The organism is Phaeobacter sp. SYSU ZJ3003 (assembly GCF_041300735.1).
Taxonomy (GTDB): domain Bacteria; phylum Pseudomonadota; class Alphaproteobacteria; order Rhodobacterales; family Rhodobacteraceae; genus Phycobacter; species Phycobacter gallaeciensis_A.
Genome location: NZ_PXNU01000009.1, coordinates 107,431 through 130,203 on the forward strand (window position 1 = coordinate 107,431; position 22,773 = coordinate 130,203).

A 22,773-nucleotide genomic window follows, 5' to 3' on the forward strand; every position below is an offset into this window, starting at 1 on the left:
TTAGAAAGGTGGTGAAAACCACATGCAGGTTAGTGTTCGTGACAACAATGTCGATCAGGCGCTCCGTGCCCTGAAGAAAAAGCTGCAGCGCGAAGGCGTGTTCCGCGAAATGAAGCTCAAGCAACATTTCGAGAAGCCCTCCGAGAAAAAAGCGCGCGAGAAAGCTGAAGCGATTCGTCGTGCCCGTAAACTGGCACGTAAGAAAGCACAGCGCGAAGGTCTCCTCTAAGATCTTCCTCCGGTTTTTTCTGGACGCTTTTGACGACCCCCGTGGCCCGCCCCGGGGGTTTGTCGTTTCTAAGATACATATTTTACGGCGGAATATCGGTTCTGCGGCTAAATAGTTAAACTTATACGTGTATTAAGAGTCCGTCCTTGCTATCAATAGTAGCAGGGCACCGAAACCTCACGTTTCCCAAGGCGGACGGCCCTGTTGCCGAAGTTGGAACGGTCGGCATTTCCCGGAGGAGGCACATCGCTCCCCCCCAAACCTGGCGATAGCCTTGCTCCCTGCACCAAGGCGTCTGCCCCTCCGGGTGACTTCCTCTTGAGCCCCTTATTGGTCTGATCTGCGCGTGCCTCCCGGCGCTCTCCGCACTTACCGGCTCCTGTCCCCTTTGGCCCAGGTCACCGGCATTTCAAGCGGACCGCGGAAGGCCCATCCGCCGAACCGTGCCTCCCCCGCAAGGGATAGATCCGGCAGCCGCTCAAACAGCATCGGTAGCGCCGCTTCGGCGATCAACGCCCGTGATATCCAGGCCCCGGCGCAAAAATGTGGACCGGCGCCAAATGAAATGGCCGCGCTGATATCCTGATGGATGTCAAAGGCATCGGGGCGCGCAAACACCTGCTCGTCCCGGTTCCCAGAACCGAACATCAGAAACACCCGGTCCTCAGGCTTCAGCGCCACCTCGTGCAGGACATAAGGCTGCGCCACCCGGCGCGGTGACATGCCAATGGGGGACATCCAGCGGGCATATTCCTCGAACGCCTGCAGCCAGCTGGCACGGCCGACGCGGACATCTTCCAGTTGCTCCGGATGGCGCAGCAAGGCCCAGACGGTCCCGGCGATCGCATCGCGTGGCTCGTTCTGCCCGCCCGAGATCGCCAGCTTGATATTGGCCCTGATCTGATCCTCCGGCAGGCCCGCAGCCTGCTGAACCCGCAACAGGGAATAGTCATCCGCGCCAGAATCACTCCGCCACATCTCGGTAATGTGCTGGTCGATCAGCCGGGTGCTGTCATTGCAGCGCGCCTCAACCTCCGGATCACCTGCATAATTGGCACAGCCATCGATCATGCCCTGGCTCACCGCGTCCATCTCTTCGGCGCGCATGCGGGTCAGACCGGTGACTGCCTTCAGCGCCTCTGCCGAGACTGGCATGGCGAAGTCACGCACCAGATCGCACGCCCCCCGGGGTGCCAGGTCGTCAAGTATCCGCGCCGTCGCGGAACGGAACTGCGCCAGCCAATGCTGTTTCACCGTCTTGGGAGAGACCGCCGGAAAGATCGCCTTGCGCTCTCCCATATGGGCGGCGCCGTCCTTGCGCATCATGTTTTGCCCCATCAGTTGGGTCATCAGCCCCTCAGGCTGGTCCGAGGAAAACACCTCGATCCGCTTTTCCTCCCGGAAAATATCGTCACGGCGGGTGATCAGAACCGCGTCCAGCTGCGGCACATAGACCACCGGCGCCTCGGCGCGCATACGGGCCAGATCCGGATAGGGATCCCGCCAGAACGCCTGCGGATCGATATCATAAACTGGCCTTTCCATCACTGCCCCTCCCCCCAATTGTCAGCTTCAGGGAAGACTGCGTGGCAACTGTTGTCTTGTCAACTCGCCTGACCTAAGCTGCCTGGATGAGCGATTTACCCGACGATCTGTTCCTTATCCTGCCGGATGGCAGTGAGGACAGCCCCGCCGCCCCGACACTGGACTACAGCCGCAACCCGGTGGTCACGGTGACATTCGCAGGCAACCGGCTGACCCGGAACGCTGCGCGCGCCTACCAAAAGGAATTCGGAATCGGTGTCATGGACTGGCGCATGCTGGTCATGCTGACGCGCGATCCGGGCTGCTCCGTCGGTCAGGCTGCGAACCTCACCGGTATCGACAAGGCCGCCGTCAGCCGCGCACTGCAACGCATGGAAAAGACCGGTCTCGTCCGGGCCGAGGTACGGGGCGGAGATGAGCGGCGCAAATCCTGGTTCCTGACCGAGGCGGGGCATGCCCTGCACGCCCAGATGTTGCCGCGCGCGCTGGAGCGGCAGCGCGACCTGCTCAAAGGTTTCTCCCCCGAGGAGCTCACCGCCTTCACCGGGTATCTGCAACGGTTTCTCGACAATATGGCAGATCAGGCGGACACGCCCGAATAAAGATCACAACGGCCTTGAGGCAGGCAGCCTGAGACAAGCGCACGCCGCGCCCCGGCGCGGCGCCGGGCCCAACGGCGGTAGCGCAGTCCGCAGGCTGTGCCAGAACCGGCGGGGGAACCCGCCCTCGCTCTTTACACAGAGGTCGCTCAGTAGATCTTTGGCACGTACAGCTCGTCCGGCAGAACCCTGCGTTCATAGTCGGGATTATATTCCCGGTCCGGCAGCGACACCTTCTCCTGCGGCACCTCTTCATAGGGCACTTTGGTCAGCAGGTGCTCGATGCAGTTCAGACGCTCGCGCTTCTTGTCGTTGCCTTCGACGATATACCAGGGCGCTTCGGGGATATTGGTGCGTTCGAACATATCCTCCTTGGCCTTGGTGTATTGCTCCCAGCGGATACGGCTTTCCAGATCCATCGGCGACAGCTTCCACTGCTTCATCGGATCATGGATCCGCATCATGAACCGCAGCTGCTGTTCCTCATCCGTAATCGAGAACCAGTATTTCAGCAGGATGATCCCCGACCGCACCAGCATCCGTTCAAATTCTGGAACGTCCTGAAAGAACTGTTCGACCTGATCCTCACTGGCAAAGCCCATCACCCGTTCAACCCCGGCGCGGTTGTACCAGGACCGGTCAAACAGCACGATTTCCCCCGCAGCCGGCAGATGCGGCACGTAGCGCTGAAAATACCACTGACTCTGCTCTCGGCGCGAGGGCGCGGGCAGAGCCACGACGCGGGCAACACGCGGGTTCAGACGCTGGGTGATCCGCTTGATCACACCGCCCTTGCCAGCGCTATCGCGCCCTTCGAACAGGATGCACACCTTGGCGCCGCTGTGCTGCACCCAATCCTGAAGCCGGATCAATTCCGCCTGCAGGCGCAACAGATTTCTGAAGTAGACCTTGCGATCCAGCATTTCGGGATGCTGCGAGCGGTAGATCTTGCGCAGCTCCATCGACAGCATGGGCTCGGCAAATTCAATCTCGAAATCCTCGTCCAGCGTGTCCTGAAGCTCGGCATCCAGCCAGTCAAATGAATCAGGGGTTGTATCGCTGGTCACGGCGCGGCTCCTTGTTGTTACTCGTCTGTTTCGGCCGCTCTAACGCACGGATGTGATTGTTTGATGTCACAACAGCACCCGCTGTCCGAATGGCCTGAAAAAGGCAGTTCCGGTCCGGCCTGACCGGAACTGTCACAAAGGGCGTTAATTCGCCCGGGTCAAAGGCAAACGAAAATCCCGACCGGGTGCAAGCGCAAAAGCACCGGCTTCCGGCTTTCTGCCAAATTCAGCCGCGCGCAGCTGCAAGGATCATGTCAGATGCCTTTTCCGCGATCATGATTGTCGGCGCATTGGTGTTGCCGCTGGTGATCGTGGGCATCACGCTGGCATCCACCACCCGCAGCCCCGATACTCCGCGCAAGCGCAGTTCGGGGTCCAGCGGCGCGCGTTCGTCGCTGCCCATATGCACGGTGCAGGTGGGGTGGAAGATCGTGGTGCCGATATCCCCTGCCGCCTGCATCAGATCGGCCTCGCTATCCGATGCGATCCCCGGCTTGATCTCCTCGGGGCTGTATGCCTGCATCTTGGCCTGCCCCATGATCGCCCGCGCCTGCCGGATCGCCGCCACGGCCACCTGACGGTCGCCTTCAGTCGACAGGTAGTTCGGCTGGATACTCGGCGCGGCCATCGGATCGGCCGAGGCGATCTCGACCCGGCCCCGGCTTTCGGGGCGCAGGTTGCAGACGCTGGCAGTCAGCCCCGGGAAATTATGCAGAGGCTTGCCGAACGCCTCCAGCGTCAGCGGCTGCACGTGATACTCCAGATCGGGCGTTTCCAGATCCGGGCGTGAGCGGGAGAAGGCGCCCAGCTGGCTTGGCGCCATCGACATCGGACCAGAGCGTTTCAGCGCGTATTCCAGACCGATTTTGGCCTTGCCGATCACGGAATTCGCCAGCGTGTTGAGCGTATGCGCCCCCTCCAGCCGCCAGGCGCAGCGCAGTTGCAAATGGTCCTGCAGATTTGCACCGACCTGCGGCATGTCCCGCAGAACCTCGATCCCGTGCTGCTGCAGCAAGGCGCCCGGCCCCAGCCCGGACAGCTGCAGGATCTGTGGGCTGTTGATCGCCCCTGCTGACAAGATCACCTCGGCGGCGGCATGGGCGACATGCACCTCGCCGCCCTTTTGATACTCGACGCCCGTCGCGCGGCCCTCTTCGATCAGGATGCGGCGGGTATGAGCCTGGGTTTCCACCTTCAGCCCCTGCCCTGTCGCCGTACGCAGGAATGCCTTGGCGGTGTTCATCCGCCAGCCCGCACGCTGATTGACCCGGAAATAGCCGACGCCTTCGTTGTTGCCGGTGTTGAAATCCGTGACTTTGGGCAGGCCCCAGGCCGCGGCGGCCTCCATCCAGTCATCCAGCACATTCCAATGCAGCCGCTGGTTCTCGACCCGCCATTCGCCGCCCGCGCCATGCATCTCGGATGGGCCTTCGACGTAATCCTCGGATTTCTTGAAATAGGGCAGCACATCGTCCCAGCCCCAGCCCGCGAGGCCGCGCTGGCGCCAACCATCATAATCCGCTGCCTGCCCACGCAGATACAGCATGCCGTTGATGGACGAGCAGCCTCCCAGCACCTTGCCGCGCGGATAGATCAGCGCCCGACCATTCAGCCCCGGGTCGGCCTCTGTGCGATACATCCAGTCGGTGCGCGGGTTGTTGATGCAGTAGAGATATCCCATCGGGATATGCACCCAGTGATAATTGTCACGGCCGCCCGCCTCCAGCAGCAACACCTGCTTGCCCGCCTCGCTCAGCCGCTTGGCCAGAACACAGCCGGCACTCCCGGCGCCCACAATTATGTAGTCGAACTGCATGATCTGCTCCCCCGTCTTTCCCTCGTCCTCCTGTTGAACCAGAAGCAGGACCGAAATGTAAGACAAATAAGCCCTCTACGCGCCGATCTGCATTCAAAGCACACAACTGTCCGGCCAAAACAGCCAAGCAAGAGGCCCTCCCGCGCCCGCAGGGGCGCCGCCTGCGTCCGCACCCCTTGGCAGCCTTGCGTGGCAGCGCGCCCGCGGGCTGCCACGCCCAACGGGAGGAGGTCTTTTTCATAAAGCCGCCGACGGGCGGGAGCGCGACGAAGAGAAAGCTCAGACGGGCAGCGCCGTTGTCTTGAACACCGTGCGCAGCGCGAAACTCGATTGCATCTGCGCCACCCCCGGAAGCCGTGTCAGATGCTGGCGATGTATGCGGGCAAAATCATCGGTATTTTCGGCCACGACCTTCAGGATGTAATCCGCCGATCCCGCCATCAGGTGGCACTCCAGCACATCCGGGATCCGCGCCACCGCACGTTCAAAAGCATCCAACAGTTCATCCGCCTGCCCCTGCAGGGTGATCTCCACGAAGACGGTTGTCGGAACGCTCAGCTTGCGGGCGTCCAGCAGGGCGACGTAGTCCTTGATATAGCCCTCAGCCTCCAGCCGCTGCACCCGGCGATGGCAGGCAGATGCGGAAAGGTTCACCCGCTCGCTCAGATCCGCGTTGGAAATACGGCCCTGCCGTTGGAGGACCTCCAGAATACGACGATCCGTCGAATCAAGAGACATAATTGCGCAGTACCTTGCTCATATTCCGCATCTATTCGAATTTTCTTCGATCCGCATCTTTTTATTTCGCCCAAAAAAGCAGCACATTTCCCAACAACGGATCTAGGGTTTTAGTATAGCAGGGAGGAAGCTACATGAAAATCGGATGCCCGACTGAAATCAAACCGCAGGAATTTCGCGTCGGCATGACCCCCGACGCGGCCCACGAAGCCATCGCACATGGCCATGACGTTTTCATCCAGACCGGCGCCGGGGCCGGTGCCGGATACACCGATGCCGACTATGCCGCCGCCGGTGCGACGCTGCTGGAGACGGCCGAAGAGATTTTTGCCACCGCAGACATGATCGTCAAGGTCAAGGAACCGCAAGCCGGTGAGCGCAAGATGCTGCGCGAAGGGCAGTTGCTATTCACCTACCTGCACCTGGCCCCCGATCCCGAACAGACCCGCGACCTCCTCGCCTCAGGCTGCACCGCGATTGCTTATGAAACCGTCACCGACAGCTTTGGCGGCCTGCCGCTGCTGGCGCCGATGTCCGAAGTGGCCGGACGGCTGGCACCGCAGGTCGGCGCCTGGACCCTGCAAAAGGCAAACGGCGGCCGCGGCGTCCTGATGGGCGGCGTACCCGGCGTCCCTCCGGCAAAGGTGGTGGTGATCGGCGGCGGTGTGGTCGGCACCCATGCGGCCCGCATCGCCTCGGGCATGGGCGGCGATGTCACCGTTCTGGACCGCTCCCTGCATCGCCTGAAATACCTCGATGATGTATTTGGCCGAGACTTCCGCACCCGCTATTCCACCGCTGCCGCCACCGCCGAACTCGTCCGCGAGGCCGATCTGGTTGTTGGCGCAGTGCTGGTGCCCGGCGCAGCGGCACCGAAACTGGTCTCCCGCGCGCAACTCAGCGAGATGAAACCGGGCGCGGTCCTGGTCGATGTCGCGATCGATCAGGGGGGCTGTTTCGAAACCTCGAAAGCCACCACCCACGCCGACCCGATCTACGAGGTCGATGGCGTGATGCATTACTGCGTAGCGAACATGCCAGGCGCCGTTGCCCACACCTCGACCCAGGCTCTGGGCAATGCAACCCTCCCCTTCCTGCTGGCATTGGCGGACAAAGGCTGGAAACAGGCCTGCGCCGATGATCCGCATCTTCTGAACGGGCTGAACGTCCATGCGGGCCAGTTGACCTACTATGCCGTCGGCAAGGCGCTGGGGATCGATGTCGTTTCCCCAGCACTTGCGATCAAATCCTGAGTTCCGGTCGGCGAACCTGACTGATCATTACGGATCACCCTGCCATATCCCCCCCCGCCAGCGCCTACGCACTGGCGGGGATTTTTATCTTCCGGAAATCTGCCACCACCAGCCGGGCGGCCCGGCGCAAGGTCGCTAAATGCAAACGCGGCCAAGAAATTCCCTGTCAATTCAAACAATCTTGATAGTAACAATAAGGTTGAGTCGGAGAATCCGACGTCGACCAAAGCAGGTCCGCGCCGGATGACAGGATTGAAAGAGGACCTATTGGTATGGAAGAGATGATTGAACAGGCCGGAGCCCTCTGGCCGCTGGCACTGAGCGCTGCCAAGGCGCTTGTTGTTCTTATCCTTGGCTGGGTGGCAGCGGGAATGATCAGCAACATGGTGCGCCGCCGCATCAACAAGACCCCTCAGATCGATCCGACGCTAGGCAATTTTGCCGCCAGCATGATCCGTTGGGCGCTGCTGGCTGTGGTGCTGGTTGCGGTTCTCGGGATCTTCGGCATAGAGGCCACCAGTCTTGTCGCCATGCTGGGCGCTGCCACGCTGGCCATCGGTCTGGCCCTACAAGGCACGCTGAGCGATCTGGCAGCCGGTTTCATGCTGGTCCTGTTCCGCCCCTACAAGCTGGGTCAATACGTCGACATCGGCGGCACCGCCGGGACGGTGAAGGATCTGAACCTTTTTGTGACCGAACTGGCCACTGCGGATAACGTACAGATCATCATCCCTAATGGTCAGGCTTGGGGATCGATCATCACCAACTTCTCGGCCCATGACACCCGCCGGGTAGATCTGGTCTTTGGCATCGATTATGGCGACAGCGCCGACAAGGCCAAGGCGATCATCCTGCAACAGGCTGCCGCCGATGCACGGGTCATGGCAGATCCCGAACCCTGGGTTCGCGTGACCAACCTTGGTGACAGCTCGGTCGATCTGACCGCGCGCCTGTGGTGCAAGGCATCGGATTACTGGGAGCTGAAATTCGCCATGACACAGGCGGTGAAGGAAGCCTTTGACGCCGAAGGCATTTCGATCCCCTACCCGCACAGCGTGGAAATCCAGAAAAAGGAGGGGTAAGCCTCCCGCCCGTTATCGGGTCTTGCAACCCTCTGCCCGTTGGGCCTGGCGCCCCGCCTTTGGCGGGGCGTTGTTGTTTCCAGGCCCCCTGTGCGCCCAATCGCAGACGCCGATGAAGGCAGCCGCGCCGCAGATCAGCTGCCGGAACCCCGGACCATCACGACGGTGGGATCGCCCCGATATACCGCCGCCTCTTCGCGCATCTCGTAGCCCAGTTTCCGGGCAACGTTCTGTGACACCAGATGCTCCGGGTCGAACAGGCAGACCGTTTCCGACCAGTCCATGCAGCGATCCGCCCAGTCATGGATAGAGCGCACCGCCTCGGTCGCGATGCCGCGGCCATGGGCATGGGCTGCCAGCACCCAGCCGGCCTCGGGCACTCCGTTCAGCGGCGGAACGATGCCCCGTTTGAAGTCGGAAAACCCGACCTCTCCCAGGAACCGGCCATCGGTGCGATCCGTGACCGCCCAATAGCCAAAGCCCATCGCCTGCCAGTGCCCCATGTTCCGCAAGAGCCGCGCCCACGAGGCTTCTGGGTCAGAGGGAACGCCGCCGATGTATTTCACCACCTCGGGATCACCCCAAAGCGCGGCCACATCGGGGAAATCCTCAGTCCGGTGCGGACGCAGGATTAGCCGGTCGGTTTCAAGGATGACCTCGCTCACCCGGGCAGCTTGCCCGTCAGCACATAGGTCAGGATTTCCACCACCTGCCGCGGCTCTTCAGCCACCGCCAGCGCGGCGGCGTGCACTTCTTTCAGCGCGTGCTGATGGTCCGGCTGGCTCAGCACGATGATCGATTTGCCCAGCGCCGCCGCATAGCCTGCGTCAAAGGCGGCATTCCACTGCTTGTACTTGTCGCCAAAGCGCACGACGACCACATCGGCATCCTCGATCCCCTTGCGGGTACGGATCGCGTTGACCATGGCCCCTTTGTGATCGTGCCAGTATTTGTTCTCTTCGGCGCCCAAAATGGCCACACCGCAATCATCGCTGGCCCCGTGGTCAGTGACCGGGCTGTTGAAAGCCACGTCCAGATCCGCCGCGCCAGTCACGATCTGCTCGCGCCAGTCCGTGTGGATTTCACCCGAAAGATATACATTCAAAGTCATCGCACCCTCCATTCGCTGTTCCGCCATGCTTAGACCGGATCGCCCGAACGGACCAGCCCCGCCCCCAACAGATCACTTGCGGCGTGCAACCAGAAACCGGTTGGGCGGATCGGCCGGGTAGTTTCCGGTCTCGATGATCTCGAAACCCGCAGCCTCCAGCCGTGCCTGCCAATCGGCCACTGACAGGAAATGCACCACCGAGGGCGGCGCCTTGCCGACAAGCCGCATCACCGGAATCGCGACTCGCATCATCAAACGCTGTACCGCGCTTTTGCTATCGGCCAGGCAGGGCGTTTTCGAGATGAAGGTGCCACCAGGGCGAATGGTCCGGTAGATATGCGCCAAGGCGCCATCCAGATCGCCTATCAGGTGGAACAGGTTGAATGCCATCACCGCGTCAAAGGGTCCCACGGGTGCATTTGCGATGTCAGAGACGACGAACCGCAGATTGGTGAAGCCTGCCTCATCCTTCTTGCGCTGCGCGATGGCGATCATGGAAGGCGCCAGATCGGTGGCAGTATAACAGGCGACCGCCTTCCTGAGGCGCAGCGCGGTGGTTCCGGTGCCGCAGCCCAGTTCCAGAACCCGGTCGCCCGGATTCAGATAGGCCTGAGTGCGTTCCAGCGTATAGTCATAAGCGGCCGGATCCCGGATCTGACTGCGGGCATATTTTTCGGCAATTCCGTCCCAGAACTGAATTGAGGTCTGCATGGTTTTGTCTCCTTTGCGAGGAAACTACGAGAAAGCCATACATGCAGGAATTGCCGAAATATGCAGGCACGATATACGGTAATGTATGACCAGCACCCCAAACGCCTTCGACTGGAACCACATCCGCGCCTTTCTCGCCACCGCCGAGACGGGGTCTCTCTCTGCGGCGGCCCGGCGTCTGAACCTAACGCAACCCACGCTGAGCCGTCAGGTGGCTGCGCTGGAGGAAAGCCTTGGACTGATGCTGTTCGAACGGATTGGCAAATCTCTGCAGCTGACGCAAGCCGGGATCGAGCTTCTGGAACATACCCGCCCCATGGGTCTGGCCGCTGACCGGATCGCCCTTGCAGCGCTGGGACAATCGGAATCCATCACGGGCACCGTCCGCATTACCGCCAGCGATGTTTATTCTGCTTACCTGCTGCCGGATGTGCTGCGACGGTTGCGCCAGTTGGCGCCGGATCTTCACATCGACATCATCGCCTCCAACGACATCCGCGATCTGATGCGGCGCGAGGCGGATGTCGCCATCCGCCACGTGCGCCCCGAGCAGCCCGAGCTGATCGCCCGTCTTATCAACGAGGAAACCGCCCGCTTTTATGCCGCGCCGCAATATCTGGCAAAGGCCGGGCGGCCCGAAGACCTCCGGGATCTGAGCAGCCATGACTTCATCAGCTTCGGCGATGCCGAAGGAATGGTTGGTCATCTCACGCCCTTGGGGATCCCCCTGACAAAGCACAATTTTCGCTATGAATCGCAAAGCGGGCTGGTCGCATGGGAACTGGTCAAACGGGGATTTGGCATCGCCCCCATGTCAGATCGCATCGCCCGGCAAACGCCCGAGGTCGAGCAGATCCTGCCGCAGATGGAGCCAATTCGGTTCCCCGTCTGGCTGACCACCCACCGGGAGCTGCACACCAGCCGCAAGATCCGCCTGGTGTTCGATCTGCTGGCAGAGCATTTTTTCCAAAAATAAGGCCGCACCCGGATCGGGCACGGCCTGAAATTCCAACCATTCCGCTCAGCAGATCAGCCCCGCAGAATGCCTCCGGTGGCCTTGCTCACCTTGGCAATGATCTTCTCGCTCACCGCTTCGATGTCCTTTTCCTTCAGCGTCTTGTCGGTCGGCTGCAGACGTACGGTGATGGCCAGGGATTTCTTACCCTCGCCCAGGCTGCCACCGATGAATTCATCAAAGACGCGCACGTCCTCGATCAGCGCCTTGTCGGCACCGGCAGCGGCATTGACCAGGGTCAGCGCCTCGACGCTCTCATCCAGCACAAAGGCAAAGTCACGCTCGACCGCCTGCAGGTCGCTGATGTCCAGCGCCGCGCGGGTGGCACCGGATTTACGCGGCAGCGGCACCTCGTCCGGCCAGATGGTAAAGGCCACGGCAGGTCCTTTGACGCCCATTTCGCTCAGCGCCTTGGGGTGCAGCTCACCGAAGACGCCCAGCACCTTTTTCGGGCCGAGGCAGATCTTGCCGTGACGGCCCGGATGCCACCAGGCGTCGCCGCCCCGCAGCACCTGCACCTTGGCCGGCGCGCCGATAGCGGCCAGAACCGCCTCGACGTCGGCCTTTGCATCAAAGGTATCGACCGGGCGCGCCGCGCCATGCACATCCTTGGGGCCAGTGCGGCCGACCAAGAGACCCGAGATCTGTTCGCGCTGCTCGCCCGGCTCGCCGCCGTGGAACACAGGACCAGCTTCGAACAAGGCGAGATCCATATAGCCCCGCGCCTGATTGCGCGCGGCGGCCTGCATCAGACCGGCCAGCAGATCCGGCCGCATATGGGACATTTCCGAGGAAATCGGATTGGCCAGCATGGTCGCATCATCGCCACCGCCAAACAGCGTGGCCGAGGCCTTGTCGATGAAGGTGTAGCTGACGATTTCATTGTAACCGAGGCTGGCCGCCGTGCGGCGTGCCATCTGCTGTCGGCGCTGCTGCGGCGTCATCACCGGCTTGGGGATACCCGGCGTCAGGCGCGCCAGCGGCTTGCCCTGCAGCTTGGTCAGCGAAGCGATACGCGCGACCTCTTCCACCAGATCCGCCTCACCCTGCACGTCGGGGCGCCAGCTGGGCACATGGGCCAGGTTTCCCTCCAGCCGGAAGCCAAGGCGGGTCAGGGTCTGACGCTGATCGCTTTCGGGGATGTCCATACCGACCAGCGACTGCACCCGCTCCGGATCCAGCTTGTAAGCGCGCGAATGATCCGGCACATCACCTGCGATCACCACTTCGGACGGCTCGCCGCCACACAAATCAAGGATCATCTGAGTGGCACGGTGCAGCCCTTCGAGGGTGAATTCCGGGTCAACGCCACGCTCAAAGCGATAGCGCGCGTCCGAATTGATCTTGAGCGCACGGCCTGTGGTCGCGATCTGCACATGATCCCAGAAGGCACTTTCGAGGAATACATCAACCGTCTCGTCGGTACAGCCGGTCTCCTCACCGCCCATGATACCGGCGATGCTTTCGGGGCCATTTTCATCGGAAATCACCATCTGGCCTGCGCCAAGGGTGTATTCCTTTTCATCCAGCGCCAGCAGCGTCTCGCCGCCCTTGGCGCGATGCACCCGCAGATCGCCCTGCACCTTGGCCACGTCAAAGACGTGCAGCGGACGGTTCTGATCGAAGGTGAAGAAGTTGGTGATATCCACCAGCGCCGAAATCGGGCGCAGACCGATGGCTGTCAGCCGGTCCTGCAGCCACTGCGGGCTGGGGCCGTTCTTGACGCCCTTGATTACCCGGCCAGTGAACAGCGGACAACCATCCAGCGTGTCTTCGTCGATGGTCACCTTGACCGGGCTTTCGAAGTCACCCGGGACCGCCTCGTAGTCGTGGGTTTTCAGCGTGCCGATCCCGCGCGCCGCCAGATCGCGGGCAATGCCAAAGATACCCAGCGCATCGGGGCGGTTCGGAGTAATGGCGATCTCGATCACCGGATCAACCTTGGCCGGATCGTTCTCTGCCAGCCAGTCAATGAACCGGTCGCCGACCGCACCCGAGGGCAGCTCGATGATGCCGTCGTGTTCATCGGACAGTTCCAGCTCCCGCTCGGAGGCCATCATGCCGAAGGATTCGACGCCGCGGATCTTGCCAACGCCGATGGTGATATCCAGACCCGGCACATACATGCCCGGTTTGCAGACCACCACGGTGATGCCCTCCCGGGCATTTGGCGCGCCGCAGATGATCTGCATCTCACCTTCGTCGGTGTCCACCTTGCAGACACGCAGTTTATCCGCATCAGGATGCTTCTCCGCGTGTTTCACATAGCCCAGGGTAAAATCCTTGAGCCGGTCGGCGGGGTTCGAGACCTCTTCGACTTCCAGTCCCAGGTCGGTCAGGGCCTCGGTGATCTCCGCAACGGAGGCATCGGTATCAAGGTGGTCTTTCAGCCAGGAGAGAGTGAATTTCATATCTCAGCGCCCTTTTGGCAAATCGGTTGACTGGCGGCCCGGCACTCCATTTCTGGCAGCGCGCCCGGCCCGGGGTGGGTGCGGAACGCGCCCGCCCATGGGGCGGGTCGGGCGCGTCGCAGGGCCAAGGCCCTGCGGTTCAAGCGTTATCGGCTCAACCCGCCATGCAGTGTTGGAACGTCCAGGCAGCTGAAGCCATAATGGCGCAGCCAGCGCAGATCGCTGTCAAAGAAGGCACGCAGATCGGGGATGCCGTATTTCAGCATCGCCAGACGGTCGATACCGATGCCAAAGGCAAAGCCCTGGTAGACCTCGGGGTCAATGCCACCGGCGGCAATCACCTTGGGGTGGACCATGCCGGAACCAAGGATCTCCATCCAGTCGTCGCCCTCGCCGATCTTCAGCTGGCCATTATCCCAGGAGCAGCGGATATCCACCTCGGCCGAAGGCTCGGTGAAGGGGAAGTGGGAGGCGCGGAAGCGCAGCTCCACATCGTCCACTTCGAAGAAGGATTTGACGAATTCCTCCAGCACCCACTTGAGGTTCGCCATCGAGATGTCCTTGTCGAGCGCCAGGCCTTCGACTTGGTGGAACATCGGCGTGTGGGTCTGGTCGTAGTCGGCGCGGTAGACACCGCCCGGGCAGATGACGCGCAGCGGGGCGCCCATCTTCTCCATCGACTGGATCTGTACGGGCGAGGTGTGCGTGCGCAGCACGTGCGGCGGGCGGTCATCGCCTTCGGCCCGATGCATGTAGAAAGTATCCATCTCGGCGCGGGCCGGGTGATGGCCAGGAATGTTCAGCGCATCGAAGTTGTACCAGTCGGTTTCAACACGCGAGCCTTCGGCGACCGAGAAGCCAAGTTCGGCAAAGATCGCAGTCAGCTCTTCGCTGGCCTGGCTGATCGGGTGCAGGCTGCCGCGGCGCTGCGGGCGCGTGGGCAGGGTCACATCCAGCCACTCAGTGCGCAGACGCTCGTCCAGCGCGGCATCGGCCAGCGCGGCCTTCTTGGCGGCCAGCGCAGAGTTGATTTCATCCTTGAGTGCGTTGAGCGCCGGGCCCACGGTCTGGCGCTCCTCAGGCGTCATCTTGCCCAATTCCCGCATCTTCAGGGCCACCTCGCCCTTTTTCCCGACGGCGGCGAGGCGGATTGCCTCCAGCGCGTCCTCGTCGTGGGCATCGGCGATCTGCCCCAGATATTTTGCCTTAAGATCGTCCATGACGGTCCCCTGAATTTTGCTTGGCTCGTGCTACCACAGCAGCCGCTGAAAGCAAGGCCCGACGGACCAGCCTTCCCCAGCTTAGGGATCCGTTTCCTTGGCCAAAGCGCAAAAAAGCCGCCCCTGAGGGGCGGCTTTCTTAAATCTCAGCGTGGAACGCTTCAGGCTGCCAGTGCGGACTGTGCCTGCTTGACGATCGCACCGAAGGCTTCGGGCTCGTGCACGGCCAGATCGGCCAGGACCTTACGGTCAACTTCGATACCGGCCAGGTTCAGACCGTTGATGAAGCGCGAGTATGTCAGCGATTCGTCGTGGCTGCGGACGGCAGCGTTGATACGCTGGATCCACAGGGCGCGGAAGTTACGCTTGCGCGCCTTACGGTCACGGGTTGCGTACTGGTTTGCCTTGTCGACGGCCTGACGGGCGACCTTGAAGGTATTCTTGCGGCGGCCATAGTAACCTTTGGCTGCCTTGATGACCTTCTTGTGACGGGCGTGAGTTGTGGTACCACCTTTAACGCGGGACATGTGTCAAATCTCCTCTTAGCGGTCGTAGGGCATGAAGCCCTTGACGATCTTGGCGTCGGGGGCGGACAGGGTCGTGGTGCCGCGGGCATCACGGATGAATTTCTTGTGACGTTTGATCATGCCGTGGCGCTTGCCGGCCTGACCTGCCATCACCTTACCGGTGGCGGTCACCTTGAAGCGCTTTTTGGCGCTCGATTTCGTCTTCATTTTGGGCATTTCCGTCTCCTTCAATGCGAGTTCGGTAGATACGCGACTCGGCATGCCACTCTGGCCGGCCACGTGAACAGGGCCGCCATGTACGAAAACGGGATCACAAGGGCAAGCGGTTTCTTCTAAAAAACCTGGCCAATCACGTTGAAAAACGCATCTGGCACATCGCGCAGACGATAACCGCCCGGCTGCGTCAGAAATGCATAGGCGATCAGGCCCGCACTGCCCAGCAGCAGGAAGACAGAGACCTGTGGCCGCCGCTTGTCGCTATAGGCCGATAACATGGACGGTACCGCCAGCCATGCAAGCAGAAGGCCAAGCACCAGAAACAGGTCACTGTTCATGCAACATCCCTCCAACCGCAGCCCGACGCCGGGCTGGAGGAAAGCTTATTCCGGGTCGGTGCTGTAAATCAAACGTTCATCACAGGGGGCGACGCGCAGGATGTTAGTGGTGCCGGGCACGTTGAACGGCACGCCTGCGGTCACGACGATCTGATCCGTCTCGGAGGCGAACCCGCCGGCGCGGGCGGCGCGGGCTGCGTTGACCACCGCCCCCTTGAACCGGTCCTGTCCGCTGGTCACCACGCAGTGGCAGCCCCAGCTGAGCGCCAGACGCCGGGCGGTGCCTTCCAGCGGGGTCAACGCGATGATCGGAACACCAGGACGTTCCCGCGCGGTCAGCAGTGCAGTTGTGCCGCTCTGGGTGAAGCAGCAGATCGCCTTGATATCCGTCTTCTCGGCAATTTCGCGGGCGGCAGCAACGATGGCATCCGCAATCGTGTTGCCCTTGGAGGAGCGCGAAGAGGCGATGATCTGCGCATAGGTGGGGTCGGTCTCCACCTCGGCGGCGACGTTGTCCATGGTTCGCACCGCTTCGACCGGATACTGCCCGGCAGCGGATTCAGCGCTCAGCATGATGGCATCGGTGCCCTCATAGATCGCGGTCGCCACGTCCGAGACCTCGGCGCGCGTGGGCATCGGGCTTTCGATCATGCTTTCCAGCATCTGGGTGGCGACGATCACCGGTTTGGCCGCCGCGCGGCATTTGCGCACCAGCCGTTTCTGGATCGGCGGCACGGCAGACACCGGCAGTTCGACGCCCAGATCGCCGCGCGCCACCATGATCCCGTCCGAGGCATCGAGGATTTCCTCGAACTGCTCCACAGCCGAAGGTTTCTCGATCTTGGACAGCACCGCAGCGCGGCCATCGACCAGGCCTTTGGCCTCAAACACATCCTTGGCCCTCTGCACGAAGGACAGTGCGATCCAGTCCACACCCAGGGTGCAGGCAAACTCCAGATCATCACGGTCCTTGTCCGACAGAGCCGCCAGGGGCAGAACCACATCGGGCACGTTCACGCCCTTGCGGTTGGAGATGGTGCCGCCGGTCACGACGCTGCAATCGGCAAAATCGGCGCCGCAGCGCTCCACCCGGAGGCGGATCTTGCCATCATTCACTAGCAGATGCGCGCCGGGCTCCAGCGCCTGAAAAATCTCGGGATGCGGCAGGCAGACCCGCGTGGCATCACCATCGGTGGGATCCAGATCCAGCCGGAAAGACGCGCCCTCTTCCAGTTCCTCGGAACCATTTGCAAAGACGCCCACGCGCAACTTGGGCCCCTGAAGGTCGGCCAGAATACCGATCGAGCTGTCCAGATCCTTTTCCACCTTGCGGATGATCTCGTGCTTTTGGGTGATCTCTGCATGGGTCCCGTGCGACATGTTCAGGCGGAACACGTCGGCGCCGGCCTCGTGCAGGGCGCGGATCGTTTCATAGGTTTCGGACGCCGGTCCCAGGGTGGCAACAATCTTCACACTGCGGGAACGTTTCATGGGGTGGGTCCTTCTGGTGTCAGCTCAGCAATAGGCGGTGTTACCGCAAACATATCTTGCGGTGCTTATCGCGCAATTTCCATTTTGCCGCAACTCCCCTAAAGGTATCGTCAACAATCGATGACAGGCGCATGACATATACTCCCTTCTTTGTTCACGGGGCCGACCGCCCTGCCCGCTGGCTGATCACCTGCGACCATGCCACCAACCGCGTACCTCCCTTCATCAACGGCGGCGACCTTGGCCTGCCGCATGAGGATATGGAGCGTCATATCGCTTATGATGTGGGGGCCTATGCCGTCGCCCGCCATCTGGGTGAGCTGCTGGACGCGCCGGTTGTGGCCTCCAATTTCTCCCGTCTGGTGATCGACCCCAACCGGGGCGAAGATGATCCAACTCTGCTGATGAAGCTCTATGACGGGACCATCATTCCCGCCAACCGTCACGCCGATGCGGCAGAGCGCGCGGCGCGGCTTGAGGCCTGCTACCGCCCCTATCACGCAGAAGTGAGCCGCCTTGCCGCGCGCCCGGACACGGTCATCGTCTCGATGCATTCCTTCACCCGGCAATTGCGCGGACGTCCCCCACGTCCCTGGCAAATCGGCGTGCTCTTCCCCGAGGGAGAGCGGTTTTCCCCGGAGCTGATCGACACATTGCAGGCCGAGCCTGACCTTTGTGTCGGGATCAACGAGCCCTACACCGGCTACCTGCCCGGCGATGCCATCGACACCCACGGCACAGCCCATGGTCGCCCTAACACGCTGATCGAACTGCGCAACGATCTAATCGCTGATGCGGCAGGACAGCGGCAGTGGGCCGAACGACTCGCCAAGCTCCTGCCCCGGGCCCTTGCGAACTCGGGCCTGTAGCAGAGCTTGCCTCTGGACAGTGGCACCCACATATTACGGAACGCAAGACAACCGGGAGGATCCCCATGGACCAGCAAACCGAGATCGAACTTCAGGCCGCCGCATTCCGCCGCCTGCAAAAGCATCTGATGGAAGACCGCACCGATGTGCAGAACATCGACCTGATGAACATGGCCGGGTTCTGCCGCAACTGCCTCAGCCGCTGGTATCAGGAAGCAGCAAACGAACGCGGCATCGAAATGGACAAGAATGAAGCCCGCGAAATCTACTATGGCATGACCATGGATGAGTGGAAGTCCAAGTACCAGACCGAGGCCAGCCCGGAAAAACAGGCCGAGTTCGAAGTCGCCTTCAAGGAAAACGTCACAGACAAGGCCTGATCCCTGGCGGATTGCCCCCCCCTGTCGCCATCGGCGCACAGGGGGTGTTCGCTGCTGGGGATAACCCCGGCGGCCCGGATCCCTTAACATCTGAACCAACAGTATGTGTGATGGAGGTTCGGATGCGTTCAAGGATGCCAAGCTATTTCATTTCCCACGGCGGCGGACCGTGGCCCTGGATCCCGAACATGCGGGAGGCGCTGGCACCGCTGGCAGATGCGCTTGCCCGTATGCCGCAGGAAATCGGGCGCCGTCCCTCGGCGGTTCTGATGATTTCCGGCCACTGGGAAAAGGACACATTTGCAGTGATGAGTGCTGCAAAACCGCCGATGGTCTATGACTATTACAACTTCCCGCCAGAGACCTACGAAATCCAATACCCGGCGCCCGGCGCGCCAGAACTGGCCCAGCACACTGCGGATCTGATCGCAGCGGCGGGATTGCCGGTCTCGATGGACGCGGAACAGGGATACGACCATGGCACCTTCGTGCCCATGGCCCTGATGTACCCGGAGGCCGATGTGCCGCTATTTCAGGTCTCCATGCGCCATGGCTACAGTCCAGAAGAGCATTTCGCTCTTGGCCGCGCGCTTGCCCCCCTCCGTGACGAGGATGTGCTGATCGTTGGCTCCGGTCTCAGCTACCACAATCTGCGGGAATTCGGCCCCCGGGCCAAGGTGCCCTCGGAAGAGTTCGACACATGGCTGAATGCGGCGCTGCAACTGCCAGCCGCCGCGCGGACCGAGGCACTGCTCAACTGGGAACAGGCCCCCTATGCCCGCGCCTGCCACGCGCAGGAGGATCACCTTGTGCCGCTCTTTACGGCCCTTGGCGCGGCAGAAGAGGAAGCAGCAACGCAGGTCTACCACCAGAAGGACATCTTTGGCGGCGTCACAGCCTCCAGCTTCCGGTTTGGATAAGACCTCGTGCCTCACCTGTAACGAAAAAGGCCGCTCCTGACGGGGCGGCCTTTCTCGTGAACAAGCGGGGAAGCAGCGCTTAGATTGCGGCCTTCACCGATTCATCCAGATAGATCTCGCGCAGACGCTTGGCGATCGGGCCCGGCGTGCCGTCACCCAGCGCGGTGCCATCAATCTCCACGACCGGCATCACGAATGCGCTGGCAGAGGTGGTAAAGGCCTCATCCGCCTCTTTCGCCTCGTCGATGGTAAAGAGACGCTCTTCGATTTTCAGCTGCGCTTCTTCTGCCATGCGCAACACGGCCTTGCGGGTGATGCCGTGCAGGATGTCATTGGAGAGCGGGCGGGTGACGATCACACCATCCTTGACGAAATAGGCGTTGTTCGAAGTGCCCTCGGTCACGTAGCCGTCTTCGACCATCCAGGCGTCATCGGCTCCGGCCTTCTTGGCCATCATCTTGCCCATCGAGGGGTACAGCAGCTGCACCGTCTTGATGTCGCGGCGGCCCCAGCGGATGTCCTCGATCGAGATGATCTTGGCGCCTTTCTTGGCGGCGGGGCTGTCGGCCAGACCCGGCTTGTTCTGGGTGAACAGCACAATCGACGGTTTGGTGGTCTCGGGATCGGGGAAGACGAAATCGCGGTCGCCATCGGACCCGCGGGTGACCTGAAGATAAACCAGCCCTTCGTCGATGCCGTTCAGTTCCACCAGCTTGCGGTGGATCTCCAGCAGTTCGTCCTTGGTGCAGGGTTCCTGCATGTCCAGCTCATCCAGCGAGCGTTTCAGGCGCACCGCGTGGCCTTCGAAATCAATCAGCTTGCCGCCCAGAACCGAGGTCACCTCGTATACCGCATCAGCCATCAGGAAGCCGCGATCGAAGATCGAGACCTTCGCTTCGTCTTCCGGCAGGTATTCGCCATTCACATAAACAGTACGGGTCATTGTCATCTCCTCAGCCCCAGAGTTCTGCCTTGGGCGGATGCACACCGGCAGCATCGTATTCCATTGTCGTTTCGCGGTCTTCGGACAGAAGCAGCGGTCCGTCAAGGTCCGTCACCATCGCCCCTTGTGCCAACAGCACCGCAGGCGCCATAGCCAGCGACGAGCCCATCATGCAGCCAACCATCACGCGGTAACCTTCGGCCAGCGCCGCTTCGCGCAGTTTCAGCGCCTCGGTCAACCCGCCGGTCTTGTCCAGCTTGATGTTGACCACATCGTATTTGCCTTTGAGTTTCGGCAGGCTGGCGCGGTCATGGCAGCTTTCGTCCGCGCACACCGGCACCGGGCGCTCCATGCCAATAAGCGCGTCATCTTCACCGGCGGGCAAGGGCTGTTCGACCAGCGACACGCCCAGACGCACCAAATGCGGCGCAAGCTCGGCATAGACCCCGGCGCTCCAGCCTTCGTTGGCGTCGATAATGATATCCGAGTCCGGTGCCCCGGCGCGCACGGCTTCCAGTCGCGGCATGTCATCGGCGGTGCCCAGCTTGATCTTCAAAAGCGGGCGATGGGCGTTCTCGGCGGCCTGCTCCTGCATCACCTCGGGTGTGTCGAGCGACAGGGTATAGGCGGTAATTTCGGGGCCGGGTTTCGGCAGTCCGGCCAGTTCCCAGACCCGTTTGCCCGTCAGTTTCGCCTCAAGATCCCAAAGCGCGCAATCCACCGCGTTGCGAGCCGCACCGGCAGGCAGCAGGTCCTGCAGCTCTTCGCGGGTAAAGCTGTCGGGCAGGCCGGTAATTTCGGCGGTCACGCTGTCCAGCGTTTCATCATAGCGGGCATAAGGCACACATTCGCCCCACCCCACAGCCCCGTCCTTTTCGATCCTGACGGTCAGCACCTTCGCCTCGGTCCGCGAGCCGCGGGAGATGGTAAAGGCCCGCGCCAGTTTGAATACATCCGGCGTCACGGTGACTTTCATGTTCGATCCTTTCGGGGTCTTTGTTCGGTTTCTGGGAATGGGTAAGGCCGCACACCTCAGACGCCTGAATTCACATAAAAAGGGCGCCTGCTGCCAGACGCCCCCTTATAACAATCAGATTGCGGCGAGCGCGTCTACCAAGCGGTCGGCGCCATGGCGGTAGGGATCCACCGCGGGGAGCCCCATGCGCTTTTCCACTTCCTCAAGGTAGGCAACCGCCTCTTCCTCGTTCAGGTGCTGAGTGTTCACCGAGATACCGACAACCTGACAATCCGGGTTGCCCTTGCGCGCCAGCGGCAGCGCGGTATCGCGCAACTCTTCGAGGCTGGGCAGGGAATAGCCCGGCAGACCGCGCATATGTTCACGGGTCGGCTCGTGGCACAGGATCAGCGCATCGGGCTGACCGCCATGCACCAGCGCCATGGTCACACCGGAATAGGAAATGTGGAACAGGGAGCCCTGCCCTTCGATCATGTCCCAGTGGTCTTCATCGTTGTCCGGGGTCAGATATTCGATGGAACCCGCCATAAAGTCGGCAATCACAGCGTCCAGCGGCACACCCTGGCCAGTGATCAGAATGCCGGTCTGGCCGGTGGCGCGGAAGGTGGATTTCATACCGCGTTTTTGCATCTCGGCGTCCATCGCCAACGCAGTGTACATCTTGCCCACCGAGCAGTCGGTGCCAACGGCAAGACAGCGCTTGCCTTTGCGCTTCACGCCATTTGCAATCGGGTAGCCGACCGAAGGCACACGCACGTCATGCAGTGTGCCGCCGTGAGTTTGGGCAGCAGCGACCAGATCGCCTTCGTCGCGCAGCAGGTTGTGCAGGCCGGACGCGATGTCATAACCCATTTCAAGCGCCTTGATCAGCACTTCCTTCCAGGCGGGGGAGATGATCCCGCCGCGGTTGGCGACACCGATCACCAGCGTCTTTGCACCGGCGGCCTTGGCCTCTTCGAGCGACATTTCGGTCAGTCCCAGATCGGCGCCGCAGCCCGGCAGAGAGATCTGCCCGACCGCGTGGTCCGGGCGCCAGTCGCGGATGCCGATGGCAACCTTTGCCGCAAGCATATCGGGCGCATCGCCCAGGAACAGCAGATAGGGTGTCTCGATCATCTCGGGGCCTCCGTTAAACGTGATTCACCGCGAACGATAATCGAGCGGCCTTGCGAAGCGGTCCCATTTTTGCATTTGCAGGAAAGACATGATCGAAGTTTCTTCTACAAAAATACATTTTCATCGAAGAAAATTCCGACAATGGCGCATTACTCGCTCACTATTATGCGGCAACACGGGAATTCATTGCGATTGCAGCA

The 22,773-nt window shown here is 61.6% G+C and carries 24 protein-coding genes; 8 read left to right on the top strand and 16 right to left on the bottom strand.

The window, feature by feature from the left end; genetic code table 11:
• Positions 1-22 precede the first annotated feature (22 nt).
• The gene (gene rpsU, locus C6W91_RS04575; RefSeq protein WP_005614280.1) at positions 23-229 is read left to right on the top strand and encodes a 30S ribosomal protein S21; all 207 of its coding nucleotides are present in this window, start codon (positions 23-25) and stop codon (positions 227-229) included.
• Positions 230-598: 369 nt separating this feature from the next.
• Here the strand turns inward: rpsU and C6W91_RS04580 are convergent, their stop codons facing one another.
• A complete protein-coding gene (locus tag C6W91_RS04580; RefSeq protein ID WP_274866777.1) occupies positions 599-1,774 on the bottom strand; it encodes a cytochrome P450 in 1,176 nt (391 codons plus the stop codon).
• Between the two features lie 86 nt (positions 1,775-1,860).
• Here C6W91_RS04580 and C6W91_RS04585 point away from each other — a divergent pair, with 86 nt between their 5' ends.
• On the top strand, positions 1,861-2,376 hold the full coding sequence (locus C6W91_RS04585; RefSeq protein WP_274866778.1) for a MarR family winged helix-turn-helix transcriptional regulator: 516 nt from the start codon (positions 1,861-1,863) through the stop codon (positions 2,374-2,376).
• Positions 2,377-2,522: 146 nt separating this feature from the next.
• Here the strand turns inward: C6W91_RS04585 and ppk2 are convergent, their stop codons facing one another.
• The 3 genes from ppk2 to C6W91_RS04600 form a co-directional block, all read right to left on the bottom strand.
• Positions 2,523-3,440: a polyphosphate kinase 2 gene (gene ppk2, locus C6W91_RS04590; protein WP_065271313.1), complete on the bottom strand. Its 918-nt coding sequence runs from the start codon at positions 3,438-3,440 to the stop codon at positions 2,523-2,525.
• Between the two features lie 226 nt (positions 3,441-3,666).
• Positions 3,667-5,256 (bottom strand): GMC family oxidoreductase, encoded by a 1,590-nt coding sequence (locus C6W91_RS04595; RefSeq protein ID WP_274866779.1) that lies wholly within the window; start codon positions 5,254-5,256, stop codon positions 3,667-3,669.
• Between the two features lie 279 nt (positions 5,257-5,535).
• Positions 5,536-5,994 carry an Lrp/AsnC family transcriptional regulator gene (locus C6W91_RS04600; protein ID WP_065271314.1) on the bottom strand — a complete coding sequence of 153 codons (459 nt, stop codon included), beginning with the start codon at positions 5,992-5,994 and terminating at the stop codon, positions 5,536-5,538.
• Positions 5,995-6,128: 134 nt separating this feature from the next.
• Here C6W91_RS04600 and ald point away from each other — a divergent pair, with 134 nt between their 5' ends.
• Both ald and C6W91_RS04610 read left to right on the top strand, forming a co-directional pair.
• Positions 6,129-7,247, top strand: a complete 1,119-nt coding sequence (gene ald / locus C6W91_RS04605; protein WP_370570466.1) for an alanine dehydrogenase — start codon at positions 6,129-6,131, stop codon at positions 7,245-7,247.
• A 272-nt stretch (positions 7,248-7,519) separates the two neighbouring features.
• Positions 7,520-8,329 carry a mechanosensitive ion channel family protein gene (locus tag C6W91_RS04610; protein ID WP_274866780.1) on the top strand — a complete coding sequence of 270 codons (810 nt, stop codon included), beginning with the start codon at positions 7,520-7,522 and terminating at the stop codon, positions 8,327-8,329.
• A gap of 134 nt (positions 8,330-8,463) precedes the next feature.
• On the opposite strand, the gene C6W91_RS04615 is transcribed toward C6W91_RS04610, so the two are convergent.
• The 3 genes from C6W91_RS04615 to C6W91_RS04625 form a co-directional block, all read right to left on the bottom strand.
• Complete coding sequence (locus tag C6W91_RS04615; RefSeq protein WP_065271317.1) at positions 8,464-8,994, bottom strand: GNAT family N-acetyltransferase; 531 nt, start codon at positions 8,992-8,994, stop codon at positions 8,464-8,466.
• The gene (locus C6W91_RS04620; protein ID WP_065273576.1) at positions 8,991-9,440 is read right to left on the bottom strand and encodes a YtoQ family protein; all 450 of its coding nucleotides are present in this window, start codon (positions 9,438-9,440) and stop codon (positions 8,991-8,993) included. The genes C6W91_RS04615 and C6W91_RS04620 overlap by 4 nt, the downstream gene beginning before the upstream one ends.
• Before the next feature lie 72 nt (positions 9,441-9,512).
• Positions 9,513-10,151, bottom strand: a complete 639-nt coding sequence (locus tag C6W91_RS04625; RefSeq protein WP_274866781.1) for a class I SAM-dependent methyltransferase — start codon at positions 10,149-10,151, stop codon at positions 9,513-9,515.
• 85 nt (positions 10,152-10,236) lie between these two features.
• Between C6W91_RS04625 and C6W91_RS04630 the strand changes: the two genes are divergently transcribed.
• Entirely contained in the window at positions 10,237-11,127 is an 891-nt protein-coding gene (locus C6W91_RS04630; RefSeq protein WP_274866782.1) for a LysR family transcriptional regulator, read from the top strand.
• Between the two features lie 53 nt (positions 11,128-11,180).
• On the opposite strand, the gene pheT is transcribed toward C6W91_RS04630, so the two are convergent.
• From pheT to pyk, 6 genes are all read right to left on the bottom strand, one after another.
• The gene (gene pheT / locus C6W91_RS04635; protein ID WP_274866783.1) at positions 11,181-13,577 is read right to left on the bottom strand and encodes a phenylalanine--tRNA ligase subunit beta; all 2,397 of its coding nucleotides are present in this window, start codon (positions 13,575-13,577) and stop codon (positions 11,181-11,183) included.
• A 146-nt stretch (positions 13,578-13,723) separates the two neighbouring features.
• Positions 13,724-14,797 carry a phenylalanine--tRNA ligase subunit alpha gene (pheS, locus tag C6W91_RS04640; RefSeq protein WP_065271321.1) on the bottom strand — a complete coding sequence of 358 codons (1,074 nt, stop codon included), beginning with the start codon at positions 14,795-14,797 and terminating at the stop codon, positions 13,724-13,726.
• A 161-nt stretch (positions 14,798-14,958) separates the two neighbouring features.
• Positions 14,959-15,324, bottom strand: a complete 366-nt coding sequence (rplT, locus tag C6W91_RS04645) for a 50S ribosomal protein L20 (RefSeq protein WP_065271322.1) — start codon at positions 15,322-15,324, stop codon at positions 14,959-14,961.
• A gap of 15 nt (positions 15,325-15,339) precedes the next feature.
• Positions 15,340-15,540 carry a 50S ribosomal protein L35 gene (gene rpmI / locus C6W91_RS04650; RefSeq protein WP_009178285.1) on the bottom strand — a complete coding sequence of 67 codons (201 nt, stop codon included), beginning with the start codon at positions 15,538-15,540 and terminating at the stop codon, positions 15,340-15,342.
• Positions 15,541-15,656: 116 nt separating this feature from the next.
• Positions 15,657-15,878 carry a hypothetical protein gene (locus C6W91_RS04655; protein WP_274866784.1) on the bottom strand — a complete coding sequence of 74 codons (222 nt, stop codon included), beginning with the start codon at positions 15,876-15,878 and terminating at the stop codon, positions 15,657-15,659.
• A 45-nt stretch (positions 15,879-15,923) separates the two neighbouring features.
• Entirely contained in the window at positions 15,924-17,369 is a 1,446-nt protein-coding gene (pyk, locus tag C6W91_RS04660; protein ID WP_065271324.1) for a pyruvate kinase, read from the bottom strand.
• Positions 17,370-17,500: 131 nt separating this feature from the next.
• On the opposite strand from pyk, the gene C6W91_RS04665 reads away from it, so the two are divergent.
• The 3 genes from C6W91_RS04665 (at position 17,501) to C6W91_RS04675 (ending at position 19,538) form a co-directional block, all read left to right on the top strand.
• On the top strand, positions 17,501-18,238 hold the full coding sequence (locus C6W91_RS04665; RefSeq protein ID WP_274866785.1) for an N-formylglutamate amidohydrolase: 738 nt from the start codon (positions 17,501-17,503) through the stop codon (positions 18,236-18,238).
• A 65-nt stretch (positions 18,239-18,303) separates the two neighbouring features.
• Positions 18,304-18,618 (top strand): DUF1244 domain-containing protein, encoded by a 315-nt coding sequence (locus C6W91_RS04670; RefSeq protein ID WP_065271326.1) that lies wholly within the window; start codon positions 18,304-18,306, stop codon positions 18,616-18,618.
• Positions 18,619-18,740: 122 nt separating this feature from the next.
• Complete coding sequence (locus C6W91_RS04675) at positions 18,741-19,538, top strand: class III extradiol ring-cleavage dioxygenase (RefSeq protein WP_237028435.1); 798 nt, start codon at positions 18,741-18,743, stop codon at positions 19,536-19,538.
• A 79-nt stretch (positions 19,539-19,617) separates the two neighbouring features.
• Here C6W91_RS04675 and C6W91_RS04680 read toward each other — a convergent pair whose 3' ends face one another.
• The 3 genes from C6W91_RS04680 to dgcN form a co-directional block, all read right to left on the bottom strand.
• Entirely contained in the window at positions 19,618-20,481 is an 864-nt protein-coding gene (locus C6W91_RS04680; protein WP_065271328.1) for a D-amino-acid transaminase, read from the bottom strand.
• A 10-nt stretch (positions 20,482-20,491) separates the two neighbouring features.
• The gene (gene dgcA / locus C6W91_RS04685; protein ID WP_274832663.1) at positions 20,492-21,457 is read right to left on the bottom strand and encodes an N-acetyl-D-Glu racemase DgcA; all 966 of its coding nucleotides are present in this window, start codon (positions 21,455-21,457) and stop codon (positions 20,492-20,494) included.
• A 114-nt stretch (positions 21,458-21,571) separates the two neighbouring features.
• Positions 21,572-22,573 (bottom strand): N-acetyltransferase DgcN, encoded by a 1,002-nt coding sequence (gene dgcN, locus C6W91_RS04690; RefSeq protein WP_370570467.1) that lies wholly within the window; start codon positions 22,571-22,573, stop codon positions 21,572-21,574.
• Positions 22,574-22,773 lie beyond the last annotated feature (200 nt).